Source organism: Variovorax xiamenensis (assembly GCF_050916385.1).
In the GTDB taxonomy this organism is placed as follows: domain Bacteria; phylum Pseudomonadota; class Gammaproteobacteria; order Burkholderiales; family Burkholderiaceae_C; genus Variovorax.
In genome coordinates, this window is sequence record NZ_CP139038.1 from 405,412 (window position 1) to 429,397 (window position 23,986).

Here is a 23,986-nt window from a genome sequence, read left to right on the forward strand (position 1 = left end):
CGCGCCGGCGGTTTCACCAACGCGTGCGAGCGGTGTCAGTGATGCTTGTCGCTACGGGCGATAGCCAGCAGGTGCTCGACTTCCTCGGGATATTTCTTGAGGTTGTTCTCGTGCCAGCGCTTGATGATCCACATGCAGCCCGCCACCACGAGGCCGAAGGCGCTGATGGCGCCGTAGGCCGAGAGTCCGAGGCCCGTGCACACGCTGTAGAAGCCGCCCAGCAGAAGAATGCAGGCCTGCTCGTTGAAGTTCTGCACCGCGATGGAGCGGCCCGCGCCCATCAGGTTGTGGCCGCGGTGCTGCAGCAGCGCGTTCATCGGCACCACCAGGAAGCCGCCCAGGCCGCCCAGCAGGATCAGGAACGGCACCGCCAGCCACACGTTGCCGATGAAGTTCATGCAGATCACCATCAGGCCCATCGCGATGCCCATGGGAATCACGCGCGTGGCCATGTCCAGCCGCATGCGCATCGAGGCGACGATGGCGCCCACGGCCGTGCCGATGGTCACCACGCCCGTCAGCGCCGAGGCCTGCGTGGTGTTGTAGCCCAGGGCGAGCGAGGCCCAGGCCAGCACGATGTACTTGAGGTTGCCGCCGGCGCCCCAGAAGAGCGTGGTGGTGGCCAGCGAGATCTGGCCGAGGCGGTCGCGCCACAGGCGGGCGTTGCAGTGCCAGAAGTCGGGCAGCAGCGCGGCGATGTTGCGTGCCAGGCCGTGCTCGGGGTTGGCGCGCAGCGGGCGCATCTCGACGCCGGTGTGCGGAATGCGGGTGTTGAACCAGGCCGCGAGGATGTAGACGAAGATCAGCACGGCGAGGGCGGCCTCGGCCGGCGTGTCGATGCCGGTGTCGATGAGCGGAAGGTCGAAGGCCAGCAGCTTGCTGGAGACCGCATGCCCCACCAGCGCGCCGCCGAGCACGATGCCCAGCAGGATCGACGCGATGGTCAGCCCCTCGATCCAGCCGTTGGCCTTGACCAGCTGCGACGCCGGCAACAGCTCGGTGAGGATGCCGTACTTGGCCGGCGAGTACGCCGCCGCGCCCAGCCCCACGATCGAATAGGACAGCAGCGGGTGCGAGCCGAAGAGCATCATCACGCAGCCCAGCACCTTGATGGCATTGCTGATGAACATCACCTTGCCCTTGGGCAGGGCGTCGGCGAAGGCGCCCACCAGCGGGGCGAGCACCACGTAGAAGACCGCGAAGATGGGCACCAGCGCCGCGCGTTGCCATTCGGGCGCGCCCGAACTCCGCATGAGGTCGACCGCAACAACGAAAAGCGCTTGGTCGGCCAGCGACGAAAAGAACTGGGCCGACATGATCGTGTAGAAACCGCGCTTCATCGATGGGCTGGCTGGCCAGAGGGTCTGCTGGCGGTAGTGAAAAAGTGTCGCGTAGAGGGCGAATGGGCGGTTATAGCACGGGGGTGCGACATCGAATCCGGCATCCCCACCGTGTTCGACCCCATTCCCGAAGATGCTAAAACGTGGTCTGCATTGTCCCCGAGCCCTTCCCGGAAACCCTTCATGCCGCGCCCGATCCTCGCCACCGTCCACACCGAAGCCCTGCGCCACAACCTCGAGCGGGCGCGCCGTTCGGCCCTCGAGGCCCGCGTCTGGGCCGTCGTCAAGGCCAACGCCTATGGCCATGGCATCGAGCGGGTCTATGAGGGTTTGCGAGGTGCCGACGGCTTCGCGATGCTCGACCTGGCCGAAGCCGAGCGCGTGCGCGCCCTCGGCTGGCGCGGCCCGGTGCTGCTGCTGGAGGGCGTCTTCGAGGCCCGCGACCTGGAGCTGTGCTCGCGGCTGGACCTCTGGCACACCGTGCACTGCGACGAGCAGATCGACATGCTCGCCGCCCACAAGACCCTCAAGCCGCAACGTGTGTTCCTCAAGATGAACTCGGGCATGAACCGCCTGGGCTTCACGCCCGAGCGCTTCGGCTCCGCCTGGACCCGCCTCAACGCGCTCACCCAGGTCGACGAGATCTCCCTCATGACCCACTTCAGCGACGCCGACGGCGAGCGCGGCATCGCCCACCAGCTCGAGGCCTTCGAGCGCGCCACCCGCGACCTGCCCGGCGAGCGCTCCATCGCCAACAGCGCGGCCACGCTGCGCCACGCCGACCTCACGCGCGGCGACTGGGTGCGCCCCGGCGTCATGCTGTACGGCGGCGCGCCCGACTTCCCGGTGCACGATGCGGCGCACTGGCAGCTGCAATCCACCATGACGCTGTCGACCCGGCTCCTGTCGGTGCAGACGCTGCAGGCCGGAGACACCGTCGGCTACGGCTCCAACTTCACCGCTGAGGGGCCCATCACCATCGGCGTGGCGGCGGTCGGCTATGCCGACGGCTACCCGCGCCACTGCGGCACCGGCACGCCGGTGCTGGTGAACGGCGTGCGCACCCGCATGGTCGGGCGCGTGAGCATGGACATGATCACCGTCGACCTCACCAACGTGCCCGACGCCAGGTTCGGCAGCGAGGTCACGCTGTGGGGCAAGTCGGAGAAGACCGGCGCCGTGCTGCCCATCGACGAGGTCGCGCGGGCCGGCGGCACCATCGGCTACGAGCTCATGTGCGCGGTGGCGCCGCGCGTGCCCTTCGCCGACATGGCGGACGCCGCCTGAGTCGCCCGAACAGCCTGAAGCCGTGAAGATCCTTTCCAACTGGCGCTCCGTGCGCCTGTGGGAAACGCAGGTCGAGCGCGAGCTCCATCGCAAATACAGCCTGCGCACGCACGGCATCCTGATCGGCAGCTTCACGCTGCTGCTGATGTGGGGCGTCTCGGCGCTGCAGATGCACCTGCTGCACGTCGATTCGCTCGCGGTGCGCTACTTCCTTACGCTGGGCGTGGGCTATCTCGGCTACCTGCTGGTGCTGCGCTGGTGGGCGAAGCGGCTGGTCGAGGAGCGCGACCTCGACCTCAACGTCGACGCGCCGGACTTCGAGTTAGGCGGCGGACGCGGCGGCTCGCACGGTCACGCGAGCATCGGCGAGGCCCCGGGCGACGGTGGCGGCGGCAGCGGCCTCTCGGACATCGCCAGCGGCGCGCTCGACGTGGCCGGCGGCGCCGACGAGGGCGCGGTGGTCGTCATTCCGGTGATCGCCATCTTCCTGATCTGCGTGGCCATCCTGTTCGGCGCGGGCTCGCTCGTGCTGCTGTACTTCAGCTGGGACGCGCTGCTGGCCGTGGCCATCGAAATCGCGTTCTCGTACGTGTCGGCGCGCGCGGCGGTGCGCGTGGCGCGCGAGGGCTGGCTCATGGCCGCGGTGCGGCTCACCTGGAAGCCGCTGCTGGGCGCGGTGATCTGCGCGGTGGCGCTGGGCGCGCTGCTCGATCACTTCATGCCGCAGGTCAACTCCCTGCCCGAGGCCGTGCGCGTCCTGATGAAGACGCACTGACGCCGAGCGCACCGAGCAGGTGATCGACCAGCGCCCTGCACTTGGGCGCCATGAAGCGGTTGGGTGGGTACAGGATGTACGCGTGCCCCTGGTAGTTGCCGCGGTACTCCCACTCGGGCAGCACGCGCACGAGGCTTCCCGCGTCCAGCGCCTCCTGCGCGACGAAGGCCGGCACCACGGCCACGCCCAGGTCCGCGAGCGCGCCTTCGAGCCGCACCTCGCTGTGGTTCGAGACATAGCGGCCGCGCACGATGACTTCCGCCTCCTCCTTTTCTCCTTCTTTCCTGCCGAACCGCCAATGGTTGTCGCGCTCGTGCTCGCCCAATGAAAGGCAGCTGTGCGCCGCGAGGTCGCCCGGATGCGCGATGACGGGGTGCTCCGCCAGGTAGCGCGGCGAGGCGCAGAGGATGTGCCCCACCGGCATCAGCTGCCGCGCCACCAGCCCCTCGGGCGGCTTCGTCGTCAGCCGCACCACCAGGTCGACGCCTTCGCGGATCGGGTCGACGTCGCGGTCGGCCACGATGAGCTGCACGTCCACCTCGGGATAGCGCCGCAGGAACTCGAGGATGTGCGCATGCAGCACCCGCCGCGCGAAAGCTTTCGGCGCGCTGATGCGCACCAGCCCGCTGGGCCCGGCGGCGAACTGCTCACCGATCTCCATCGCGCCCTGCGCCGCCAGCACCAGCTCGCGGCAGCGCGCGAAGGCCTCGGCGCCGGGCTCGGTCAGCCGCAGCTGGCGCGTGGTGCGCTGAAGCAGCTGCACGCCGATCTCCTTTTCGAGCCGCTTCACCTGCCGGCTCGCCGCCGACGGCGTCATGCCCAGCAGGTCGGCCGCCGCAGAGAAGCTGCCCAGCTCGGCGACCCGCACGAAGGTCACCATCTCCGGCAGCACCTTGAGAAATGAATTCGTTCCCACGACGCAATAGTCCTGTTCCGGCCGACGGCTGTGCGGCCCGGGTGATGCCCGGAACAATTTCCTGCCCGATGGATGCGTCGGGTTTTCGGAAATGTTCGCGGACGGCGGAAGCGGAGTATGGATTCAAAGATGAGAAAACCGGCGGGCATCGGTCTTGCCGAAGTCATGCTGCTGCTCGTGGCGGCGGTGTGGGGCGGCAGCTACGCGGTGGCCAAGCAGGCGACGCAGCAGCTGCCCGTGCTGGAGTTCATCGCGCTGCGCTTCGGGCTGACCTTCGTCGTGCTGCTGCCCGCGCTGAGGCCGCTGTTCGGTGCGCGGTGGCGCCAGGGCCTCGCGGTCGGCGGCCTGCTCGGCGCGAACCTGCTGGCGATCTTCGTGTGCGAGACCTTCGGCGTGTCGCTCACCACGGCCAGCAATGCCGCCTTCCTCATCAGCCTGTGCGTCGCGCTCACGCCTTTCGTCGAGTGGTGGCTCCTGGGCCAGAGGCCGGCGCGGCGCGTGTTCTGGGCAGCCGGCCTGTCGGCACTGGGCGCCGCGATGCTGTCGGCCACCTCGCCCGCCGAGCTTTCGGTCGGCTGGGGCGACGGCCTGATGGTGATCGCCGCCTTCCTGCGCGCCGTGATGGTCTGCATGACGCGGCGGCTCGCCGGTCATCACGCGATGCCAGCGCTGACGCTCACGGCCGTGCAGTCGGGCATGATGGCCCTGGGCGCGGCGCTGCTCGCGCTCGTCGCCTCGCCGGCCGGCGGCACCTGGCACATGCCGCCCGCCACCGCTTCGTTCTGGTGGGGCATGGCGTACCTCGTGCTGCTGTGCACCGTCTTCGCCTTCTTCGCGCAGAACCACGCAGCCTCGCGCTCGAGCCCGAGCCGGGTGTCGCTGCTGATGGGCAGCGAGCCGGTGTTCGGCGCGCTGATCGCGGCGTACGGCTTCGGCGAGCGCATCGGGCCGTGGGGTTGGGCGGGGGGCTTGCTGATCGTTGGGGCGGCGTGGTGGGTGGCGATGCCGGCCAGTACCAGCACCCGTCGTGGCATCCTCGGCGATACCGCCTGACCGGGTATTCAAGCTTGCTCCCTGCATGAAATATGTAGCGTTCCTGAGTCTTTCCATGTGGCTGTGCGCCACGGCCCCGGCCCTTGCCGCCGATCCTGTCCTGGCGCCCAATGCGCCGCAGGACAGGCCCGTTCGCTCCGACGCAGCCGGCCAGATGGAGCGGGCCATCGCCCCCTATGTTGCACAGGCCAAGGCTTCCTACCCTCAAGCTAAACAGCGATTTCTTGCCGGGCTTCCGAAGGGGCAATTCTTCTTCCTGACCACGCGAATCGTCGACCGAAAAGGACATGTCGAGCAGGTCTTCGTTGCCGTGCAGCGCATCCAGGCCGGCACCGTCACAGGAAAGATATGGAGCAACATCGCGCACGTCGAGAACTTCCGCTTCGGCGATGCCTACACGTTCCCGGAGACGGACATGGTCGATTGGCTGATCACACGACCGGATGGCACTGAAGAAGGCAATTTCGTTGGAAAGTTTCTCGACACCTACAAGCCGAGATAAGGTCGGAAGATGACCCGCATTTCCACCAGAACTCAAAAAAGACTGGCGCATCTCCGGCGTCGACGCCAAAGGGAAAAGGATAGGCAAGCGCCTGCGCGAGCGTCGAGCCAGCATCGGTTCGACGCCAGCTTGCGCATTGCGGGCGTTGGCGCGTACCACGACGAGATCTTTTCCAGGACGGGCATTGCGTCCACGCACTCGCACAGAAAGGGTGAGCTTCGCGGGAGAAGCCCCGCCCTCGGCTGCTGGACCGAGGATCTGTGGCGTCTCGAATCTCCGCTTGGCGAACTGGCAACGATCGACCAGCATCTTGAATGGCTCCAGGCACAGATCGCCCCGCATAAAGCGTACTTCGCCGGGCTGTGTGCTCGCGGCGAGTGGGCAGACCTGTGCCTGGGGTGCCTGTCCGAAAGTCCGTACCCCGTCTTGAGGGCCAGCCCAGGCGCACTGGCGATGATGAAAGACCTTGGCCTCGGACTGTCGTTCAACTTCACATGTGTCTGAGCAGGCGCGAGGCCTTTCGGCAATGATCGATTTTTCGGTGGCCTCGCGTGCACATACCCTGCGCGGCACGATCACGAACAACTCCGCGGGCGACGCGCCCCGGCTGCTGGCGCTGCACGGCGGCGGCCAGTCGTCGCGGCGCGGCATCCACTACCTTCTTGCAGGACTGGCGCACGCCGGCGTGCCCGGCGCGTCCTTCGATTTTTCCGGCCATGGAGAAAGCACCGGGCAGGTCGAAGGCTCCAGCCTGAACGAGCGCGTGGCACAGGCGCTGGCCGTGGCGGGCCATGTGGCGCCGGGGCGTGCGATCTCGCTGATCGGCACCAGCATGGGCGGGCACATCGCATGTTCGTTGATCGAGCGGCTGCAGCCGCCGGCGCTGGTGCTCTTCTGTCCGGCCGCTTATGTGGCCCAGGCGCAGGACGCGCCCTTCGGCCCGAGCTTCCAGGGCATCCTGCGCTCGACCGTGGACTACGCGAGTTCGCCTGTCTTCACGGCGCTGGAAGGCTTCGAAGGCCGGCTGCTGCTGGTGTACGGAACGGAGGACGCGGTGATTCCCACGCAGGTCCTCGACCAGTACGAAAGCAGGGCCCGCAGGGCGAAGTCGGTCGAGGTCGTGCGGCTCGAAGGCGCGGGGCACAAGCTGCACGACTGGCTCCAGTCCCATCCGCGCGATCACGACCGGGTGCTCGATGCCGCGCTGCGAACCTTGACCTCCTGAGCCGGAGACAATCCGCGCCGGGAGGAATCACGTTCACATGAAATCGAAGAGACAGACGCGGCGCGCCGGCTGGCGCGCATGCGGCATTGCGCTGGCTGTCGCCGGCTTTTCGGCGCACGCCGAACCCGATGCGCCGGCACCGGCGGTCCACCAACAGTCCGCGGAAGTCGTCGCCGATGCGCCCGCCGCACCTGCCGCAGCGGCCGAGCCGGCGGCGCCGCAGACCCGCGTGCGCTTCAGCCGGGGCATGTACAAGCCCGGCATCGAACAGCTTCGCGTGGTCCGCCGCGAAAGCACGATGAACAACATCGCGGGGCAGGTCGCCCTGAACATCGCGCTGACGGCGATCGCGGGCCGCGTGAGCGTCGGCGCGCAGGGGTTCTCTAAGGACGATCTCGGCGGCACCACGCTCGAGGCGCTCAAGGACGATCCGGCGGGCGCCAACCCCGCCATGAGCGAGTTGGTCGACGCGCTCAGCAAGGTCGCCACCGACATCTACCGCAAGCGCGCCGAGGCCGCGTACGCGACGGCCCTGACGGACGGCTCCACACCCGAGGAGATCGAGGAAGCGCGCAAGGTGCAGGCGGTGGCCGACACGCCGCTGCTTCCGGGCTCCTGGCATCTGGTCTACGAGAACCTCACGGGCTCGGACGAGCTGTTCCGACTGAAGTTCGGCGCCGAGCTCGGCCGCGCGGGCTTCATGCGTCCGCCTGCCACATGCTTTTATCAGTCGGAGCCGGTCGCCTGGAACGAATGGCAGGCCGACAACTGGCAGCGGCTGCGCGAGGAGCGCGCCAAGGCTGTCGCGCGCTGCACGGAGACGCTCGCGGCCACGCCCGAAAAGTTCTGGTAGGCCCGTCCCCGGCTACGCCGCGCGAAACACCTCCGGCGCCGGCTGGAGGCTCGGCTGCCTCAGCGCGAGCAGGTCGTCGTCGGCGCACAGGATGGCGAAGGCCCGGTGCTTCTCGCCGAAGCTCATGACGGGGCCGGCGTGGTGCAGCGCGCGGTGGTTGAAGGCCACCACGTCGCCCGGGTCGACCTCGTAGCCGACGATGTCGAAGGCGCCTCGGTTGGACTCGATGTCGGGCAGTTCGGGCGCTTGCGCCCCGTCGTCCGCCGGCCCTATCCAGCCGGCTCGCCGGTAGCCCGTCTTCCAGAGGTGGGAGCCGCGCACCACTTCCGGCGCGGTCTCGCGCGGCATGTGGTCCACCGGCATCCACAGGTGGACGATGCGGTGGCTGTCCGCCAGGCCATACGACATGTCCTGGTGCCAGGGCGTCGCGGTCGCGGCGCTCACGTCCTTGTCGAAGAGCAGCTGGTCGCAGATCCAGCGCAGCCGCCGCATCACGGTCAGCTGCCCGGCGATCTCGCTGGCGCCCGACTCGGACACCACGCGCTGCAGCAGGCCGTCGCGCCGCTGCTCGATGCCGTCGCGCGCCAGCTCTATCCAGTCGCGTGAGACGATCCCGCGCAGGCACACGACGCCGTCCCTCAGGAAGCGCAGGCGCTCGTCGATGCTCACGCCGCGAAGCAGTGGGTTGCTCATCAAGATCTCCTCATCCGGCACCGGCCCTGTGGGCCTCATGCGCGTTGCTCCCCTTGTTCCCCGGTTGCCCGCATCAGGAAGAACAGCCAGGCGATCATCAGTGCGGCCATGCAGGCGAAGCCCCACGTCATGGCGTGGATGGTCTGGATGTAGGAGACGGGTTGCCCCGCCGCGAGCATCGCGGCGGCGAACACCACCGCGCCGGCCACCGAGCACAGCAGCAGGGCACCCGGCCGCGACGCGGCCCTGAAGCCGGTGCGCAGGCACATGGTGAGGCCGAAGATCGCGGGCGCGTAGAAGAAGGGCGAGAAGTCCATCCCCCTGTAGTTCGCGCCGAAGGCCAGCACCACGAGGCGCGGCCCCAGCAGGCCCAGCACCACGCCCACGGCCTCGGCGACCAGGAAACCGAGCAGCACGAAGCCCGTGAAGTCACGGAACGACTTCTTCCTTTGCGCGTCGTCGGCCGACTTCCAGTTGGCCGCCAGCTGCGGCAGCAGGTAGTAGCCCAGCGCCGACAGCACGTACTGCATCGGCAGCAGGAAGGTGATGTAGATCTTGAGCAGGCCGCCCTGTTCGGCATCGGCCGAGGAGCCGAGCAGCAGGATGGCGCCGCCCGTCATGATCCAGCTCATGAACTGCGAGAGGCTGGCCTTCCAGCCGTAGGCCATCGATTCGCGCGTGGTGAGGCCCTGCGCGTCCTTCGCGGCGGGCAGCGGAAGAACCGTGTGGCGCGTGTTCGCGAGCACCAGGTAGAGAAAGGGGATCTGCAGCACGGAAACCAGCAGCAGGGCTTCCTTCCAGCCGGCGGGCCGCTCGGCATTCAGCACGACGACATAGCCCACCGCGATCAGCGCGCCCGAGACGCAGAGAACGCCGTAGCGTCGCCCCGCGAGCAGCAGGCTGCGCGAAATCCAGAAGATCTCGTAGCCGACGATCAGCGCCACGCCCACCCAGTGCAGTTGCCCCGGAAACGCGGCGATCTGCCACGCCAGGAAGCCCAGCAGCGAGAACAGGACCACCAGGGCCCACGTCAGCCACGCCGCGGACCGGTCGGTGTAGTAGCGCCTGATCAGCAGGGGCTCGTGCACCATGGCCATGTGCAGGATGTACTGGAAGCTGATCACCGCGAGGAACGCGGAGGCCACGCCGAAGTCCGTGGGCGAGAGCACGCGCGCCAGCGCGAAGCTGAGCAGCAGCTGGCTCGCGCTGTAGATGCACTGGTCGGCAACGGCATAGATGGGACCACCGAGGCGTTTCCTGAGTCCGGACAGGCGCTGCTTCATTCAACCTTCCCAAGCTTCCTGCGCATGCATCGCCTAGCCCGAGATGGACAGCAGAACCGGATTGGAGGTCGCCTTCACGGTGAAGCCCTCGCCCGAACGGTTGCCGCAGGTGCCTTCGCGCATCTGCGGGAAGAAGTCGACGCGCGTGCACTTCTTGCCCGCGCCCGCGGGCACCGACACGCTCTGCTCCGCGCCCTGCGTCCAGACCACGTGCAGCATCGATTCGCCGCGGCGCAGCACCAGCTGGCTCGCGCCGCGCGCGTCGTCATAGGAGACCTTCTGCGAGTGCCTTGCGATCTTGAGGAACTCGGTCAGCGCCGAGTAGGCCTCCTTCTTCTCGCCGGCCTTCGACTTGAGGCCGAAGTTGTCTTCCTTCGAGAAGTACGACTGGCCCCGGTCGCGCCATGAATAGAGATTCAGCAGCTTGATGCCCGCCGCTGCGTTGATCAGGTATTCCCGGAAGATCAGCGACGCCTGCGCGCCCTGGTTGCGCACCGGCAGGTACGAGGCATAGCCCCATTCGGAGGCGACGATGCCTGTCTTGTTGAGCTGGCGGCGGTCGAGCTGCGCGCGAAGCTTCTCGTAGTCGGCCAGCGCCGTCTCGGGCACCGAGCGGTAGGGGTGGATCGAGATGTCCGTCAGGCAGTCGCTGCGCGCGGCCGAGACGAAGGCGTCTTCCAGCTCCGAGGGCACCTTGCCCGTGCCGCCGCCGACGAAGGGCAGCTTCGCGAAGCCGAAGCCGACGATGATGTCCGGGCGGATCTGCCGCTGCGCGAGCCTGTTGCACAGCTCCGCCGAGGCGGCGCCGAAGTCCGGCACCAGCGCGGGCTGCAGGAAGGTCTTGTTGTCCGGCTCGTTCCACACTTCCCAGACGGCGACGTCGGCCGAGTTGGCCTTGATGAAGTCGGCCGCGAAGTCGGCGAAGCGGCCTTCCTTGGTGTTGCTCCTGCCTTCGCCGCCGCCACCGCTGCTGCTGCTGCTGCTGCGCATGTCGCCGGGTTCGTGGCCCCAGATCTCCTTGCCGCCGAAGAGCGTCACGATGGCGTTGAGCCTGGCCTTGCGCACGCGCTGGATCAGCTTCGGGTAGTCGGTCATCGTGGGGTTCACGCTTTTGATCGGCGGCCGCACGCCGAAGCGCACGAACTCGAAGCCGGCCGCGCGGATCTCGTGCAGGTCGTCGTCCGTGATCGTCGCGGGGTCGATCTGCACGCTCAGCGAAACCGGGTATTCCGAGTTGAGGGTGCCGATGCCCCTGGCATGAGCTGCAGTGACAGGCACGACCGAAGCGGCCGCGAAGAGCAATGCGCCCAGCAGGCTGGAGATGATCGTTTTCTTCATGGCAGTACCGACTCCTTGTACAGATCGACGATGGCGGTGTTCATGCGCTGCGAAGTGAACTTCTCCTCGAAGATCCTTCGCCCGGTCTGGCCCATCTGGCGCAGGGTCTCGACGGGCATGCGGTCGATCTCGCGCAGCATCTGGTCCATGTGCTCCAGCTCGAAGAGCCGGCCGCTGCGGTCGTTCTCGACGATGTCGACGAGGCCGCCGACGGCCGATGCGAAGACCGCCTTGCTCCTGGCCATGGCCTCGACCGCGACGAGGCCGAAGCCTTCCCAGCGCGAGGGAACGACGATGGCGTCGCAGGACTGATAGACCGCGTCGAGCGCGTCCTTCTCGAGCCAGCCCTTGAACTCGACCCGCTCGGGCTGCGCGAGCTGCAGGTCCTTGCGCACCGCGTCGCCGACCACGATCAGCCTGAAGCCGGGCCGCACGCGGGCGTAGGAGTCGAGCAGGAGGTCGATGCCCTTTTGCCGGTCGAGCCGGCCGACGAAGAGGATGGTTCGCGGCGCGGGTTCTCCGGCGTCGTGCTGCGGCAGGCGCGCCGGTGCCGGCGCGGGGCTCACGGAATCGATCCCGTTGGGAATGCAGGTGCAGCGCCTGATGCCGGACTCGGCCGCGATCCGCACCTCGTGGCGGCTGATGCAGATGATGGCGTCGCTGCGCGAGGACAGCAGCCTCTCGATCCAGCGGTAGGCCGACTTCTTGTAGCTCGACGCCGTCTGGTCGAAGGCCCAGCCGTGCGAGCAGTAGACGATCTTCACCTCGCGCGGTATCTGGCCCAGCAGGGCCATCGAGCGCACGATGCCGCCGGCGATGGAGCTGTGCAGGTGCAGCACCGAGGGCCGTTCCGACTCGATGATCTTCTTCACGCGCGCGGCGTAGCTCACCAGCGAGAGCGGGCTGCGCGCGGTGGGCACCACGTGGGCGCTCTCGGGGTTCAGCCAGTCGACCTGCCCGGGCAGGATGAACTTCACCTGGCTGATTTCCGGCGAGTTGCGCTGGTAGTTCGAAACGATCCGGAGATAGGTCTCCAGCCCGCCCTTGAGCGTTTCCGCGACGTGCAGGACTTTCATGGCTTGGCTCCTCGGCTGCTCAGATCAGGGCGTGGGTGCCGGCGATGACTTCGGACTGCAGCTCGCCGAGCCGGCCCGGGTCGTTTCTTTCCCGCAGCAGGTTCAGGACGGAGGCCTTCAGCTCGTCATGGCGCGGCGAGAGATCGAACAGGAACTCGGTGCGGTTCGTGAGCCGGAAGAAGGACTCGACCTTCTTGTCCCAGTTCATGCCGATGGACGGGATGCTCAGGCTGTAGGCGACGATGTTCGCGTGCAGCCGGTGCGCCGCGATGCAGGAGCAGGCGCTGATCAGCGCGACCAGATCGTCGGGGCGCTTCGGAACGGCGAAGGAGAAGTCGTCCGCCGCCGCGGTGCGCTCGGAAATCTCTGCGAGGACCTTGTTGTCCTCCGCCGCACCGTTCGTGAAGTACAGCACCCGCGCACCTTCGGCCCGCAATGCCTGCGCGAGGCCGGAGAAGAATTCGGCCGAGCCGCCGGCGCGCTTGCCGCCGTATTCGGAATTCATCACCAGCGCGTCGAGGCTGCTGACGCAGATGCCCACGTCCCATTTCTTTTCGGCGGAGAGCTCTTCCGAGAAGGCGCTCGCGCAGACCAGCGCCGGATCGGGCACCACACTGACGCGGCTGCGCGGAACGCGGAAGAAGGCGTGCAGGTTGTTCGCCGAATCCACGTCGCGCGTGGCGTAGAAGACGGGGGCGGCGTTCTGCAGGAACCTGCCGACGAGCCACTGCCCCCAGTACGACCACTTGCCCGTGACCCCGACCGACACCACGGCCACCCGCTTGCCGCGCAGCAGCCTGCCGAGGAAGAAGAGCTTCGACGGGAAGTTCAGCGCCACGTCGCAGAAGAGCTGGCCGCCACCGATGATGACGAGGTCGGCATCGGCCACCGCCGCCTGCCATTGCCTGCGCCAGCTCAGCAGGTAGTTCTTCAGGCAGTACGCGAAAACGATTGCCGAACGCAGCAGCGAAGGCAGCTTCTGGAAGACGCCGAACGCGCCGCCGCCGCGCAGGTTGGCTTCGTCGAACGCGACGCGCCCGGCGATGTCGAGGAATTCGACCTTCGCGTCGGGGTACTTCATGCCCGCGATGTGGGCCAGCGACGCCGCGATGACGCCGTCGCCGAGGTTGTCGCTGAACGGCACCGCGCAGATCAGGATTTTTTTCATCTTTGAATTGGCCTGTTTCCGGAAACCTTGATGGCAATCAGATAAAGCATCACCGAGGTCAGATGCCTGGTGAAACTGCCGAGGTCCGGTTCGAAAATCAATTGAACGAGGATGTGCGCGACGAAAAGACTGCCGAAGAAGCGGGGCTCGAATTGCGTCGGATCGCGCTTCGACCATCGTCGCGCCTTGTAGAGAATGATCAGCATGGCGGCGATCATCAATTGCATGAACGCGTCGCTCGCAGTCTGGAAATAGAGAATGGGCGTGATCAGCACCGTCGCTGCATAGCCGTAATTAACCAGGAAGCCTGGGCCGGTGGCAGGCGACGCGATGTTGGTGAAGGCAGTGCGGTTGTCGCTGCCGATCTGCTCCGCATAGGCATTGGAGGTGTCGCGCGGCGATTGCAGCGTCTGCAAAAGGCTGGATGGCGCCGCCAGAACCGCACCGGCAATCGCAATGGCCGCCAATACGTGGTATTTGAGCGGCCGCCGCCAGAGGTAATGGACGATGAAGAAAACGCCGACGATCAGCAAATAGTAATTGCGGACGAAAATTCCATAGACTGCGTAAAGACCTAGAAATGCACTAATGGTGAGAAACCTGGAAGTCCGGAAATAGATCGTCGTCACCGTGATGCACATGGTCATGATGAGCACCACCGTCTCCTTCGACGGCGCGAACATGTTCAGCATGATGCACGGCGCAATCAGCAGCAGCCGCGAAAAGAAATCTCCCGATCTGCGGATCTTGTGCGTCGCGAAGAAAAGAAATATGGCGCTGCTGATGCAGGTGAAGACGTCGAGATTGTCCGATCCGATGATGCTGAAAAGCGCGGCCGTGACGGCGAACGAATTGTCCATTTCGTCCGTTCCGCCGTAATTCAAGATTTCGAGGATCTTTGCCGAGTCGACACTCCATTTCTCGGGAAGCATTTCCCGGAAATACGCATAGATGATCACGTACACGAACACGATCAGCACCCCGGCGGCGGAGTACTGGTTGAAGCGGCGCGTGCCTCTTCTTCTCGTTGTTATCGGTGTTCGTGGCGGCGCGGCCGGAGCTGGAATGGCGTGGCTCATCGGCATGTGGATTCCGATCGGATCAATTCCAAAGCGAAGGAAGGTCTGTCCGGCCTTGCGGCGTGGACTCCGTGAAAGGCGAACTCCGGCCGACGCGGCCGGAGCCGATCACCCGGGACCGGCGAGATTCATCGCGACCCGTGACCGGCGGCAACCACCCAGATGGTTCTGATGAAGATGTCCACGTCCTTCCCGACGGAAAGGGTTTCGACATACCTCACGTCGAGCGCGACGCGTGCGTTGTAGGTCAGCTGGTTGCGCCCGCTGACCTGCCAGAGGCCGGTGATGCCCGGCCGCACCGCGCAGTAGTGCGACCAGCTGTGGCCGTAGAGCTCCTTCTGCTCGAGCATGCAGGGGCGGGGGCCGATCAGGCTCATGTCGCCCATCAGCACGTTCCAGAATTGCGGCAATTCGTCCAGGCTGGTCTTGCGGATGAATTTGCCGAAACGGGTGATGCGCGGATCGTCGTCCAGCTTCTGGTATTCGTCCCACTGGCGGCGCGCCTCGGGATTGTTCTTCAGGTGTTCTTCGAGCACCTGCGCCGAATTGGCGATCATCGAGCGGAATTTGTAGAAGCGGAATACCCGGCCGTTCTTTCCGTAGCGCGGCTGGTAATAGAGCACTGGCGCGCCCGAACTCGCGAAAACGCAAAGGCCGAGGAGCACGAAAAGCCAGCCGAAGGCGGCGAAGAAGAAAAGCGCGGCGCTGATATCCACCGATCTTTTCGCGATCTTCAGCAATGGGGAATGGCTGATTCCGGATTGCGAACCGCCGCGGGACATTTCACCGCCCGCGTCGGAAATATCCCAGCCTTGCGGTACGAGCGATTCTTCGGGACGGAGATTTCCCATCGGGGTTTTCCATCCGGATTTGAAGCGCGACAAGATTTCCCGTCGAAATGCTTTCATTTTTGACGCACCTTTCCTCATGCGGGCAAATGCCCGCAGATCCTCGGTTATGGCCCTGTGTTTTTGGCCGACACTACCCGCACAAATGCCTCTTAGTGTCTGCAATGCAGAAACTATTGCGCGGCCAAATGACTCGATGAAGGCAGTACGAATGAACTAACAGCCATTTGTAATGCCTTTTTATGCCGAATACTATGTGAGTATTTAATCGATGCGGCGGGCTGAAAACCCGCTGCATGATTTTGAATTTAACTCCAATTCAGACGGACTAAGTGGAATCCCTGTTGGTATTGTATGTGTATTGCAACTGCTTGTAAGCGCCGTATTTGTAACCCCCGCTTCCAGCGTGGCGGCGGCTTAAATCAATAGCATTCAGAATTACGCCATTTACAGTTCTGCCCGCGTGGGCGAGCCTTCTGACGGTTTCGTTCAATTCGCCCAGCTGGGTTTTTTCGGCGCGCGCCACCAGCAGCAGGGTGCTGGCCAGCGGCGCCACCGAGGCGGTGTCGGCGGCCACCAGCACCGGGGCCGTGTCGATGACTACCAGGTCGTACATCGGCGACAGCTTTTCCAGCACGTGCACGAAGGACTCGCTGGTGAGCAGCTCCGCCGGATTCGGCGGCAGCACCCCCGTGGTCATGATGTCCAGGTTGGGCAGCACGGCAGGGCGGATGGCCTGCTTGAAGTCCAGCGTGCCGGCGATCAGCTCCGACAGGCCGGAGGAACGCGGGATCGAGAAGAACTGGCTGACCCGGCCCTTGCGCAGGTCGGCGTCGATCAGCAGCACGCGCTTTCCGGTGGCCGCCGTGATCGCCGCGAAGTTCACAGAGACGAAAGTCTTGCCGACGCCCGGCGTCGCGCCCGAGATGAGCAGGCGGTTGTTGGTCGCCTCCAGCATCGCGAACTGCAGCGCGGTGCGCAGGCTGCGCAGGCTCTCCACCGCAGGGTCCTCGGGCTGCAGGTGCGCCAGCACATGCTTTCCGGCGACCTTGTTCTCGATGTTCCTGTCGATGGTGCGTTGCGCGGCGCTGAGCGGAACGCTGCTGTAGACGTTGAGGCCGGTGTGGCTCTCGATCTCGGCCGGGTTGCGGATACCGCCGAAGAAGGAGCTGCGCGCGATCGCGGCGCCGAAGCCGGCAGCCAGCCCGAGGATCGCCGCCAGCGCGATGACCAGCGGACGCTTCGGCCACACCGGCTCTTCCGGAACGATCGCCTCGTCGAGCAGGCGGACGTTGCCCACCTTGCCTTCCTTGGCCAGCCGCATCTGCAGCGAGCTGTTGAGCAGCGACACGTAGAGGTCGGTGTTCACCTTGATGTCGCGCTGCATGCGCACCGTGTTCTGCTGCAGCTCGGGCATCTTGCGGATGCGCGCGTCAACGGTGGCCAGCGCGCTCTTCCATGCGGCGACCTGCGCGTCCAGCGTCTGCACGTTGGGGTGCTCGTTCGTGAAGCGCGAGGTGAGCTCGCGCCGCTTCTGCTCGGCCTCGAGCAGCTTGGACTGCAGGTCGACCGTCTGCGTCAGCGCGTTCTTCGCCTCGTCGTCGAGGCTGACGGTGCCGTTCTGGTTGCGGTAGCGGTTGTAGATGTCTTCCGACTGCTCGAGCTGCTTCTTGAACTGCGGCAGCGCGCCATCGAGGAAGCCCAGCGTCTTCTCGGCCTCGGCCGCCTTGCGCTCCATGTTCTGGCGCACGTAGAGCCGGCCGATCTCGTTGAGCAGCTGCGTCAGCTTGTCCGCGTCGGGGTTCTTCCAGCTCACGTCGAGCACGCCCGACTGCTTGCCCTTCTCGACCACCTTGAGCGCGTCCTGCAGCGCCAGCAGCGTGAGCTGCGTGGAAGACCGCACGAGCACGAACTGCGCGCCGGGCTTGGCCTCGATGCTCGTGACCATCAGGCTCAGCTTGCCGTTGGGAACGCCCGGCACCTTCGCTTCCATCAGCGTGCCGACGCGGCCCTTCATCGGCGTGTCGATGTCCGGGTTGCCCAGCTCGTACTGGCCGTCGGTGCCGAGGGTCAGCGTGAACTGCTTGTCCTCGAAGTCGGTGGGCACGTCGAACTTCGGCACGAGGATCTTCTCGGTGCCGGTCACGTAGCCGGAGAGCCCCATGAAGCCGGGGTCGGAAAGCTCGGTGGCGCGGCGCGCGAGCCAGCTGCCCACGAAGGGCGCGTAGCGCGGCCGTGCACTGATATAGAGCTTGGTGTTCTCCACCGCCTTGCCGAGGATGGCGCGCGAGCGAAGTATTTCGATCTCGCCCGCGGCCGGCGTCTTCACGCTCAGCAGCGAGGAGGCCGCGTCGCCGAGGAAGCTCCCGGCCGAGTTGCCGGAGTCTTCGACCTGCACCGCGACGTTGCCTTCGTAGACCGGCTTGCCGAGAAAGGCGTACGCCGTGCCCAGCAGCACGGCCACGACGGCGATGGCCGCGACGAGCCAGCGGTTGTCGATCAGGATGTCCAGGTACTCGGCCAGGTTGATGCCATCACCATCCTCTTCCATGGCTTGCAGCGGCAGCGCGGCTTGCTGGGTTGCGTTCATGTAGTTTGCTGCTCGGGTTTTGTGATTTTCAGAATGCGATCGATCCACGCCCGGGCGCCGGCATCGATCAACGCCAGGGCGTGCTCGAACGCCGCCTCGTCCTGTCCGTAGGGATCGGGCACGTCGTGCCCGTCGAACTCGGCGATGCGGAACACCTTGCCGCGCACGAAGGGGTAGGTCGACTCGAGGTAGCGGCGCTGCTCGCGGTCCATCACCAGGATCAGGTCGGCCTGCCGGCACAGCAGCTGGCTCACCTGCTGCGCGACGTGGCCCGAGATGTCGAGGCCGCGCTTCTTCATGAGCGCCTGGGCCATGGCGTCGGCGGGCTTGCCGATGAGCGCGCCGGTGCCCGCGGAGAACACGCGCAGTCCCGGCAGTCCCGCCGCGAGCAGGCCTTCGGCCATGGGGCTTCGGCAGATGTTGCCGATGCAGACGGTCAGCACGGATCTCATCGGTGGTTCATGTAGACCTGGTCGCTGTTGTAGAGCGCCTGGGTCGCCGGCAGGATCAGGCTGGCCACCCGGTACCAGGTGACCAGCGGCACGGAGTCGATGTAGACCACGTCGCGCGGCTGCAGCGGAAAGCGGTCGGCCAGCGCGAGCGCGGCGGGGTTCTTCGCGTTGAGATGGAAGACGGCCGGCGTGCTCCTGGCGCCGCCGGCGTCATTGCTGCCGCCGCTGTTGCGCACGACGTAGATCTGTCCCGTGTTCGCGGTGCCCAGGTTCGCGCTGCCGGCCTCGCCCAGCGCCTCGTTCAGGCTGAGCTTGCCGTTGTGCATGGTCAGCGCGGAAGGCTTGAGCACTTCGCCCATCACGAACACCTTGCTCTCGTCGCGGTTGCGCACCTGCACCACGTCGCCGCTCTGCAGCGGGATGCGGCTGGCGCCGACGCCGATGTCCTGCAGCTTCGGCAGGTCGATGAGCGTGGTCTTGTCGCTGCGCGTGAGCGTGATGAACGAGCGGTCGCCCGCGGCAGTGATGCCGCCCGCGCGGTTGAGCGCCTCGGCCAGCGTCATCGGCACGTCGGTGAAGATCTGCAGCCCCGGCGAGTTCACCTCGCCTTCCACGAAGGCGCGGCGGCTTCTGAAGGACTGGATGCGCACCGTCACCTGCGGGTCCTTGATGTACCTGGCGATCTGCTTGGCGATCAGGTCGGAGGCCTCGATCTCGGTCAGGCCCTGCATCTTCACGCGCCCGATGTACGGAAAGCTGATCTGCCCCGAGGCGTCGACGATGAAGCCGGGCGCCACGCTGATGCCGGTGGGGTCCACCTGCTGGGAGATCACGGCGCCGGCGTGCGGCAGCAGTTCGGGGTGGTCGTAGACGACCACGCCCACCACGTCGCCCGGCCCGATCGTGTAGACCGGCGCCTCGCCGAACAGCGCCTTCACATCCGGCGGCACCGCCGTCGGCCGCGCGTCGGCCATCGCCCGGATCAGGCTCGGCGAGATCGGCACCAGCCCGCCTTCGGCCGGCATGCCGTCGGCCGAGAGGGCCGGCGCCGGGCTCTGGTCGGGCTCGTAGGCCACCACGGAGCCGAAGCCCGGCGCGCAGCCCTGAAGCGCCAGCGCACCGAGCAGGGCGGCACTCCACCCCGTCAGGTACAGGTAGCGTGTCAAATGGAACTCCATTGCGAACTTGGTTATTTCAAAAACTGCGATTCCACATGCAAAGCCCGAGCCTGATTTGGCATCGATTGCGCCGGTTAATTCTTTCTATTGAGGGAGGCTTATTCCAGGCAATCGGCGCTTTATCGGAAGGCCGGTGAGAGCGCGAATTGTCGCTGCCTTCGCAAGACGACTTTTTGGTGGAGTAGACGCAAGTGACGTGTCTATTCGTACCTCGACCACGCCATGCTCAGGGTTATGTTCCGGCGCTCGCTGCGCCGACCTGTTTTCACTGGGGAAATGGGGTGCGAAATGCCCTTTTCGCAGGCGCTTTCCAACGGTGGAAATTGCGACCTATTTATTACCCCGGACAGCCGGGAGATTGTGGTTTTCGATCCACAAAGTCAGGTTCTATAGGGTTTTTGATATTGCGTTTGAATTTGTAAAGAAATGTGTCTTGGTAGGAGATGGCTGACAAGCCGTGGGCCAGGAGCATCAATGTGCCTGCCGGAGGCAACAAAGGGCTTCAGGGAGGCGAAAACGCCCCGGATGCGCCCGAGGCGACCGGGGAGTACGGTTTTCTGATTAATCAGGGAATTGAGCGCCCCGTGCAGGGGCCGAAAGCACCAAGTGCGTGCAATGCTGTTCCAATCCAGCCGAGGAATGATTTCAGGCTAATCGGGGCGCCATTTCGTGCAGGTTCTTATTTGTGCTGCACGTGGCAAGACTTTTGTAATGCCTTTTGATCTCCGAAATTCCTGGCGCCGGAATATGTTTCATATTTCGATCATTGAAACCGGCATTGGGCGGCTCAAAGATTGGAATAGATCAGAAAAAAGGGCTCATGAACGGCCGCGCGAAGCCGATCCAACCACAAATCCGGGATAAATATCGTGCCGAATGCCGGCGCAATTGAATGCGAATGTTTCTGTGCCGCGCCGCGAAACAGGGCCCGTTGCAGGCCCGCGGCTTATTGTTCGCGGTCGTCGCCGGGGTGGCCGAGCTGGCTCTTGGCCGAGCGCACGCCTCGCACCACCAGATAGAGAGCGCCGCCGGCAACCACCACGAAGCCGGCCACCGCCAGGCCGCCCATGCCGAAGGCCCACCACCAGAACAGGCCGCTGATCGGCAGCAGCACCAGCGCCACCAGCAGCTCGATGAAGATCAAACGCATCCGTCTCCCCTTGTTCTCAGACATGCATGCAGCCTTGGTGGTGTGTAATAAATCGCTACGTGCATTTTGAGTGGCGAGAGGATAGCCCAAGAAGAAATGCGGGGGTACAGGGTTTGCGGCCCCCGCAACCCCACCCCCGTGTCTTCTTCAGTCTGCGGGCCCAACCTGTGCGCGGCCTGACTGGCGGCCTCGCCCCGCGGAGTCGCCAGGCCTGCCGGTCAGTACAGCCCGAGCTGCCGCGTGCGCAGCCGCGCCAGGCCCAGCAGCGCGTCGGTGAACGGCGTGGCCACCGCCGTCAGTTCGCCCAGTTCGCGCACCACCGTCACCAGCGCGTCCAGCTCCACCGAGCGTCCGGCTTCCACGTCCTGCAGCATGGAAGTCTTGAACGCGCCCAGCTTCTTGGTGATTTCGTGCCGGTCTTCCGGGCTCTGGGTGATCTCGATGCCGATGCGCCGGCCGATCTCCTTGGCCTCCAGCATCACCGCCGAGATGAAGCCGCGCACGTAGTCGTCGCCCATGATCAGGTCGGTGGTGCAGCCGGTGAGGGCGCTGATCGGGTTCACCGTCATGTTGCCCCACAGCTTGAACCACACGTCCTTCTGGATCTGCGGCGACAGCGTGGTGTCGATGCCCGTGCTCTTCAGCAGCGCCAGCAGCTTCTGCACGCGCGGCGTGGCTTCGCCCGAGGGCTCGCCGATGATCAGCCCATTGCCGAAGTGGTGCCGCACCACGCCCGGCGCATCCAGCGAGCAGCTCGCGTGCACCACGCAGCCGATCACGTTGCGTGACGGAATGGCGCGCGCGATGGCGCCGTCGGGGTCCACGGCCGCCAGCCGGTGGCCGGTGATCTCGCCGCCGAAGCCGCCTTCCAGGAACCACCACGGCACGCCGTTCATCGCCACCAGCACGACGGTGTCGGCGCCGATCAGCGGCCCGATGCGCTCGGCCACGCCAGCCAGCGCGGGCGCCTTCACGGCGATGACCACCAGGTCCTGCACGCCCAGGGCCTCGGGGTCGGCCACCGCGTTGACGGGCACGCGCGTGCGCACATCGCCCCGCATCAGCGACAGGCCGTCGCGCTGCAATGCTTCGAGCGTGGCGCCGCGCGCCACCACGTTCAGCCGTTCGCCCGCCTGGGCGAGGCCGACACCGATCCATCCGCCGATCGCGCCGGCGCCGTAAATACAAATCTTCATGAGCTCAGTCGCTTCGGTTCAGTTGCGGTACGAGGCGTCGATGCGGTCCACCTGCCGCACCAGCGCGTTGAATACGTCCTGCCCCGCGCCGTGATCGGGGCTGAACTGCAGCGCGTCGCGCGTGCAGCGCCGGGCGATCTCCTCGCTCACCGGAATCGCCTTGCCCATCGAGAAGGTCGCCATCTGGATCTCGCAGGCGCGCTGCAGCGTCCACAGGATGGCAAAAGTCTGCGGCAGCGTCTGCCCCCAGGCCAGCAGGCCGTGGTTGCGCAGGATCACCGCGTTGCGGTCGCCGATGCTCTTCAGGAGGCGCGGACCTTCGTCGGCATGGATGGTGATGCCCTCGAAGTCGTGGTACGCCACCATGTCGTGCAGCTGCGCCGTATAGAAATTGGTCTGCTGCAGGCCGCCCTGCAGGCAGGCCACGGCCACGCCGGCCGTGGTGTGCGTGTGCATCACGCAGTGCGCGCCTTCCAGTCCGTCATGGATGGCGGCGTGCACCGTGAAGCCGGCCGGGTTCACCGGATAGCTCGATCCGTCGAGCACCTTGCCCTGCAGGTCGATCTTCACCAGGTTGCTGGCCGTGACCTCGCTGTAGTGCAGGCCGAAGGGATTGATGAGGAACTGCTTCTCGCCACCCGTCACGCTGTCGGGCAGGCGCACGGTGATGTGGTTGTAGATCATCTCCGTCCAGCCCAGCATCGCGAACACGCGATAGCAGGCCGCGAGCTCTTCGCGCGCGGCGCGCTCGTCCGGGTGGATCGAGGGATGGACCAGCGCCGACGTGAAAGACGGCGCACTGGTGGCGAGTGTGTTCATGGCAGTTCCTTCTAAATGGCTTGCTCATTGCGCCAGCCGGTGGTCCTTCGCGGGGAACACCGCGGAACCGGCTTTGCCGGGCCGCTGGTGTTGCCCCTTGAGGGGGATTCGGCTACACGAAGTGAGCAAGAAACGGGGTGGTCTATCCCTCCGCGGTGAAGCCGACTTCCTTCACGATCGGCGCCCACTTGGCGGTGTCCTTCTTCAGCAGTTCCGTCAGCTCGGCCGGCGTGGAAGACATCGCTTCCAGGCCGAAGGTGCCGAGGCCGTCGATCACGTCCTTCTGCGCGAGCGCGCTCTTCATCGCAGCGTTCAGCTTCGCCACCAGCTCGGGCGAGGCCTTCGCTGGCAGGAAGAAGGCGAACCACTCGCTGTGCGCCATGTCCTTCAGGCCCTGTTCGCCGAAGGTGGGCACTTCGGGCGCGAAGCGGCTGCGCTTGGCGCCCGACACGCCCAGGATGCGCACCTTGCCGGTCGGCAGGTGCTGCGTGATGTCGCCGATGGGGCCCGACACCGCCGAGATGTTGCCGCCCAGCAGGTCGAGCATGGCCGGCTGCGTGCCGCGGTAGGCCGCGTGCTTGAGTTCGACATCGCCCTTTTTGCCCAGCAGCGCGCCGATGAAGTGCGGCGTGGAGCCGGCGGCCGGCGAGCCGTAGTTGGCGCCCGCCGGATTGGCCTTGGCCCATGCCAGGAACTCGGGAACGGTCTTCACGCTGGCCGGCACGGCCGGGCCCACGGCGAAGCCGAAGTCGAAGATGCAGGCCAGGCTGACCGGCGTGATGTCGGTCATCGGGTCGTACGGCAGCTTCTTGTAGATGTGCGGGTAGATCGTGAGGATCGAGGTCGGCGTCTGCAGGATGGTGCTGCCGTCGGCCGGCCGGCCCTTCACATAGCCCACGGCGATCTGGCCGCCGGCGCCGGTGCGGTTCTCCACCACCACCGTCTTCGCGTAGTCGCCGCCGAGCTTCGTCGCCAGGCGGCGGCAGGTGGTGTCCGAGGTGCCGCCGGCCGCGAAGCCGGTGACGATGGTCGCGGTCTCGATGTTCGTCGTCGCCTGCGCGAAGACGTTCTGGCCAAGGGTGGCCATCAGGGCGGAAGCGCTGGTGGTCTGCAAGATCTGGCGGCGCGTGAAGCTCATGGTGTCTCTCTCCGGATGGTGGTTATG

The 23,986-nt window shown here is 65.9% G+C and carries 23 protein-coding genes; 7 read left to right on the forward strand and 16 right to left on the reverse strand.

Annotated elements, in window-relative coordinates; genetic code table 11:
- Window positions 1–35: 35 nt before the first annotated feature.
- Window positions 36–1,340 (reverse strand): lysophospholipid transporter LplT, encoded by a 1,305-nt coding sequence (gene lplT / locus SFB74_RS01690; protein WP_432728931.1) that lies wholly within the window; start codon window positions 1,338–1,340, stop codon window positions 36–38.
- 183 nt (window positions 1,341–1,523) lie between these two features.
- Between lplT and alr the strand changes: the two genes are divergently transcribed.
- Both alr and SFB74_RS01700 read left to right on the forward strand, forming a co-directional pair.
- Window positions 1,524–2,627: an alanine racemase gene (gene alr / locus SFB74_RS01695; protein WP_432728932.1), complete on the forward strand. Its 1,104-nt coding sequence runs from the start codon at window positions 1,524–1,526 to the stop codon at window positions 2,625–2,627.
- A 22-nt stretch (window positions 2,628–2,649) separates the two neighbouring features.
- Window positions 2,650–3,402 carry a hypothetical protein gene (locus SFB74_RS01700; RefSeq protein WP_432728933.1) on the forward strand — a complete coding sequence of 251 codons (753 nt, stop codon included), beginning with the start codon at window positions 2,650–2,652 and terminating at the stop codon, window positions 3,400–3,402.
- Here the strand turns inward: SFB74_RS01700 and SFB74_RS01705 are convergent.
- A complete protein-coding gene (locus SFB74_RS01705) occupies window positions 3,356–4,318 on the reverse strand; it encodes a LysR family transcriptional regulator (RefSeq protein ID WP_432728934.1) in 963 nt (320 codons plus the stop codon). The two genes, SFB74_RS01700 and SFB74_RS01705, sit on opposite strands and share 47 nt — an antisense overlap.
- 129 nt (window positions 4,319–4,447) lie before the next feature.
- Between SFB74_RS01705 and SFB74_RS01710 the strand changes: the two genes are divergently transcribed.
- From SFB74_RS01710 to SFB74_RS01730, 5 genes are read left to right on the forward strand one after another with little or no spacing between them, the layout of a single operon-like run.
- A complete protein-coding gene (locus SFB74_RS01710; RefSeq protein ID WP_432728935.1) occupies window positions 4,448–5,371 on the forward strand; it encodes a DMT family transporter in 924 nt (307 codons plus the stop codon).
- 25 nt (window positions 5,372–5,396) lie between these two features.
- Window positions 5,397–5,873 carry a hypothetical protein gene (locus tag SFB74_RS01715; RefSeq protein ID WP_432728937.1) on the forward strand — a complete coding sequence of 159 codons (477 nt, stop codon included), beginning with the start codon at window positions 5,397–5,399 and terminating at the stop codon, window positions 5,871–5,873.
- A 9-nt stretch (window positions 5,874–5,882) separates the two neighbouring features.
- Entirely contained in the window at window positions 5,883–6,377 is a 495-nt protein-coding gene (locus SFB74_RS01720; protein ID WP_432728938.1) for a DUF4279 domain-containing protein, read from the forward strand.
- Between the two features lie 22 nt (window positions 6,378–6,399).
- The gene (locus SFB74_RS01725; protein WP_432728939.1) at window positions 6,400–7,098 is read left to right on the forward strand and encodes an alpha/beta hydrolase; all 699 of its coding nucleotides are present in this window, start codon (window positions 6,400–6,402) and stop codon (window positions 7,096–7,098) included.
- Window positions 7,099–7,135: 37 nt separating this feature from the next.
- Window positions 7,136–7,951, forward strand: a complete 816-nt coding sequence (locus SFB74_RS01730) for a hypothetical protein (protein ID WP_432728940.1) — start codon at window positions 7,136–7,138, stop codon at window positions 7,949–7,951.
- Window positions 7,952–7,963: 12 nt separating this feature from the next.
- Here the strand turns inward: SFB74_RS01730 and SFB74_RS01735 are convergent, their stop codons facing one another.
- From SFB74_RS01735 to SFB74_RS01800, 14 genes are all read right to left on the reverse strand, one after another.
- The gene (locus tag SFB74_RS01735) at window positions 7,964–8,644 is read right to left on the reverse strand and encodes a phytanoyl-CoA dioxygenase family protein (protein ID WP_432728941.1); all 681 of its coding nucleotides are present in this window, start codon (window positions 8,642–8,644) and stop codon (window positions 7,964–7,966) included.
- A 35-nt stretch (window positions 8,645–8,679) separates the two neighbouring features.
- Window positions 8,680–9,927: a hypothetical protein gene (locus SFB74_RS01740; protein ID WP_432728942.1), complete on the reverse strand. Its 1,248-nt coding sequence runs from the start codon at window positions 9,925–9,927 to the stop codon at window positions 8,680–8,682.
- A 33-nt stretch (window positions 9,928–9,960) separates the two neighbouring features.
- Window positions 9,961–11,265, reverse strand: coding sequence for a hypothetical protein (locus SFB74_RS01745; protein WP_432728943.1), 1,305 nt, complete (start codon window positions 11,263–11,265; stop codon window positions 9,961–9,963).
- The gene (locus SFB74_RS01750) at window positions 11,262–12,341 is read right to left on the reverse strand and encodes a glycosyltransferase (RefSeq protein WP_432728944.1); all 1,080 of its coding nucleotides are present in this window, start codon (window positions 12,339–12,341) and stop codon (window positions 11,262–11,264) included. Before SFB74_RS01750 ends, SFB74_RS01745 begins: the two co-directional genes overlap by 4 nt.
- A gap of 19 nt (window positions 12,342–12,360) precedes the next feature.
- Window positions 12,361–13,509: a polysaccharide pyruvyl transferase family protein gene (locus SFB74_RS01755; protein WP_432728945.1), complete on the reverse strand. Its 1,149-nt coding sequence runs from the start codon at window positions 13,507–13,509 to the stop codon at window positions 12,361–12,363.
- Entirely contained in the window at window positions 13,506–14,588 is a 1,083-nt protein-coding gene (locus tag SFB74_RS01760; RefSeq protein ID WP_432728946.1) for a hypothetical protein, read from the reverse strand. The genes SFB74_RS01755 and SFB74_RS01760 overlap by 4 nt, the downstream gene beginning before the upstream one ends.
- Window positions 14,589–14,716: 128 nt before the next feature.
- Window positions 14,717–15,496 carry a sugar transferase gene (locus SFB74_RS01765; protein ID WP_432728947.1) on the reverse strand — a complete coding sequence of 260 codons (780 nt, stop codon included), beginning with the start codon at window positions 15,494–15,496 and terminating at the stop codon, window positions 14,717–14,719.
- Window positions 15,497–15,764: 268 nt separating this feature from the next.
- Complete coding sequence (locus SFB74_RS01770; protein ID WP_432728948.1) at window positions 15,765–18,026, reverse strand: polysaccharide biosynthesis tyrosine autokinase; 2,262 nt, start codon at window positions 18,024–18,026, stop codon at window positions 15,765–15,767.
- Window positions 18,023–18,478, reverse strand: a complete 456-nt coding sequence (locus tag SFB74_RS01775; RefSeq protein WP_432728949.1) for a low molecular weight protein-tyrosine-phosphatase — start codon at window positions 18,476–18,478, stop codon at window positions 18,023–18,025. Before SFB74_RS01775 ends, SFB74_RS01770 begins: the two co-directional genes overlap by 4 nt.
- Window positions 18,475–19,656: a polysaccharide biosynthesis/export family protein gene (locus SFB74_RS01780; protein ID WP_432728950.1), complete on the reverse strand. Its 1,182-nt coding sequence runs from the start codon at window positions 19,654–19,656 to the stop codon at window positions 18,475–18,477. Before SFB74_RS01780 ends, SFB74_RS01775 begins: the two co-directional genes overlap by 4 nt.
- 946 nt (window positions 19,657–20,602) lie before the next feature.
- Entirely contained in the window at window positions 20,603–20,806 is a 204-nt protein-coding gene (locus SFB74_RS01785; RefSeq protein ID WP_176665714.1) for a hypothetical protein, read from the reverse strand.
- A 218-nt stretch (window positions 20,807–21,024) separates the two neighbouring features.
- Window positions 21,025–22,002: a 2-dehydropantoate 2-reductase gene (locus SFB74_RS01790; protein ID WP_432728951.1), complete on the reverse strand. Its 978-nt coding sequence runs from the start codon at window positions 22,000–22,002 to the stop codon at window positions 21,025–21,027.
- 18 nt (window positions 22,003–22,020) lie between these two features.
- A complete protein-coding gene (locus SFB74_RS01795; RefSeq protein ID WP_432728952.1) occupies window positions 22,021–22,821 on the reverse strand; it encodes a class II aldolase/adducin family protein in 801 nt (266 codons plus the stop codon).
- 142 nt (window positions 22,822–22,963) lie between these two features.
- Window positions 22,964–23,959, reverse strand: coding sequence for a Bug family tripartite tricarboxylate transporter substrate binding protein (locus tag SFB74_RS01800; protein ID WP_432728953.1), 996 nt, complete (start codon window positions 23,957–23,959; stop codon window positions 22,964–22,966).
- Window positions 23,960–23,986 lie beyond the last annotated feature (27 nt).

Excerpts from the sequence above, each read along its gene's own strand:
- lplT (WP_432728931.1), bottom strand. The coding sequence starts at position 1,340 with ATGAAGCGCGGTTTCTACACGATCATGTCGGCCCAGTTCTTTTCGTCG.
- alr (WP_432728932.1), top strand. The coding sequence starts at position 1,524 with ATGCCGCGCCCGATCCTCGCCACCGTCCACACCGAAGCCCTGCGCCAC.
- SFB74_RS01710 (WP_432728935.1), top strand. The coding sequence starts at position 4,448 with ATGAGAAAACCGGCGGGCATCGGTCTTGCCGAAGTCATGCTGCTGCTC.
- SFB74_RS01715 (WP_432728937.1), top strand. The coding sequence starts at position 5,397 with ATGAAATATGTAGCGTTCCTGAGTCTTTCCATGTGGCTGTGCGCCACG.
- SFB74_RS01720 (WP_432728938.1), top strand. The coding sequence starts at position 5,883 with ATGACCCGCATTTCCACCAGAACTCAAAAAAGACTGGCGCATCTCCGG.
- SFB74_RS01725 (WP_432728939.1), top strand. The coding sequence starts at position 6,400 with ATGATCGATTTTTCGGTGGCCTCGCGTGCACATACCCTGCGCGGCACG.
- SFB74_RS01730 (WP_432728940.1), top strand. The coding sequence starts at position 7,136 with ATGAAATCGAAGAGACAGACGCGGCGCGCCGGCTGGCGCGCATGCGGC.
- SFB74_RS01735 (WP_432728941.1), bottom strand. The coding sequence starts at position 8,644 with ATGAGCAACCCACTGCTTCGCGGCGTGAGCATCGACGAGCGCCTGCGC.
- SFB74_RS01740 (WP_432728942.1), bottom strand. The coding sequence starts at position 9,927 with ATGAAGCAGCGCCTGTCCGGACTCAGGAAACGCCTCGGTGGTCCCATC.
- SFB74_RS01745 (WP_432728943.1), bottom strand. The coding sequence starts at position 11,265 with ATGAAGAAAACGATCATCTCCAGCCTGCTGGGCGCATTGCTCTTCGCG.
- SFB74_RS01750 (WP_432728944.1), bottom strand. The coding sequence starts at position 12,341 with ATGAAAGTCCTGCACGTCGCGGAAACGCTCAAGGGCGGGCTGGAGACC.
- SFB74_RS01755 (WP_432728945.1), bottom strand. The coding sequence starts at position 13,509 with ATGAAAAAAATCCTGATCTGCGCGGTGCCGTTCAGCGACAACCTCGGC.
- SFB74_RS01760 (WP_432728946.1), bottom strand. The coding sequence starts at position 14,588 with ATGAGCCACGCCATTCCAGCTCCGGCCGCGCCGCCACGAACACCGATA.
- SFB74_RS01765 (WP_432728947.1), bottom strand. The coding sequence starts at position 15,496 with ATGAAAGCATTTCGACGGGAAATCTTGTCGCGCTTCAAATCCGGATGG.
- SFB74_RS01770 (WP_432728948.1), bottom strand. The coding sequence starts at position 18,026 with ATGAACGCAACCCAGCAAGCCGCGCTGCCGCTGCAAGCCATGGAAGAG.
- SFB74_RS01775 (WP_432728949.1), bottom strand. The coding sequence starts at position 18,478 with ATGAGATCCGTGCTGACCGTCTGCATCGGCAACATCTGCCGAAGCCCC.
- SFB74_RS01780 (WP_432728950.1), bottom strand. The coding sequence starts at position 19,656 with ATGGAGTTCCATTTGACACGCTACCTGTACCTGACGGGGTGGAGTGCC.
- SFB74_RS01785 (WP_176665714.1), bottom strand. The coding sequence starts at position 20,806 with ATGCGTTTGATCTTCATCGAGCTGCTGGTGGCGCTGGTGCTGCTGCCG.
- SFB74_RS01790 (WP_432728951.1), bottom strand. The coding sequence starts at position 22,002 with ATGAAGATTTGTATTTACGGCGCCGGCGCGATCGGCGGATGGATCGGT.
- SFB74_RS01795 (WP_432728952.1), bottom strand. The coding sequence starts at position 22,821 with ATGAACACACTCGCCACCAGTGCGCCGTCTTTCACGTCGGCGCTGGTC.
- SFB74_RS01800 (WP_432728953.1), bottom strand. The coding sequence starts at position 23,959 with ATGAGCTTCACGCGCCGCCAGATCTTGCAGACCACCAGCGCTTCCGCC.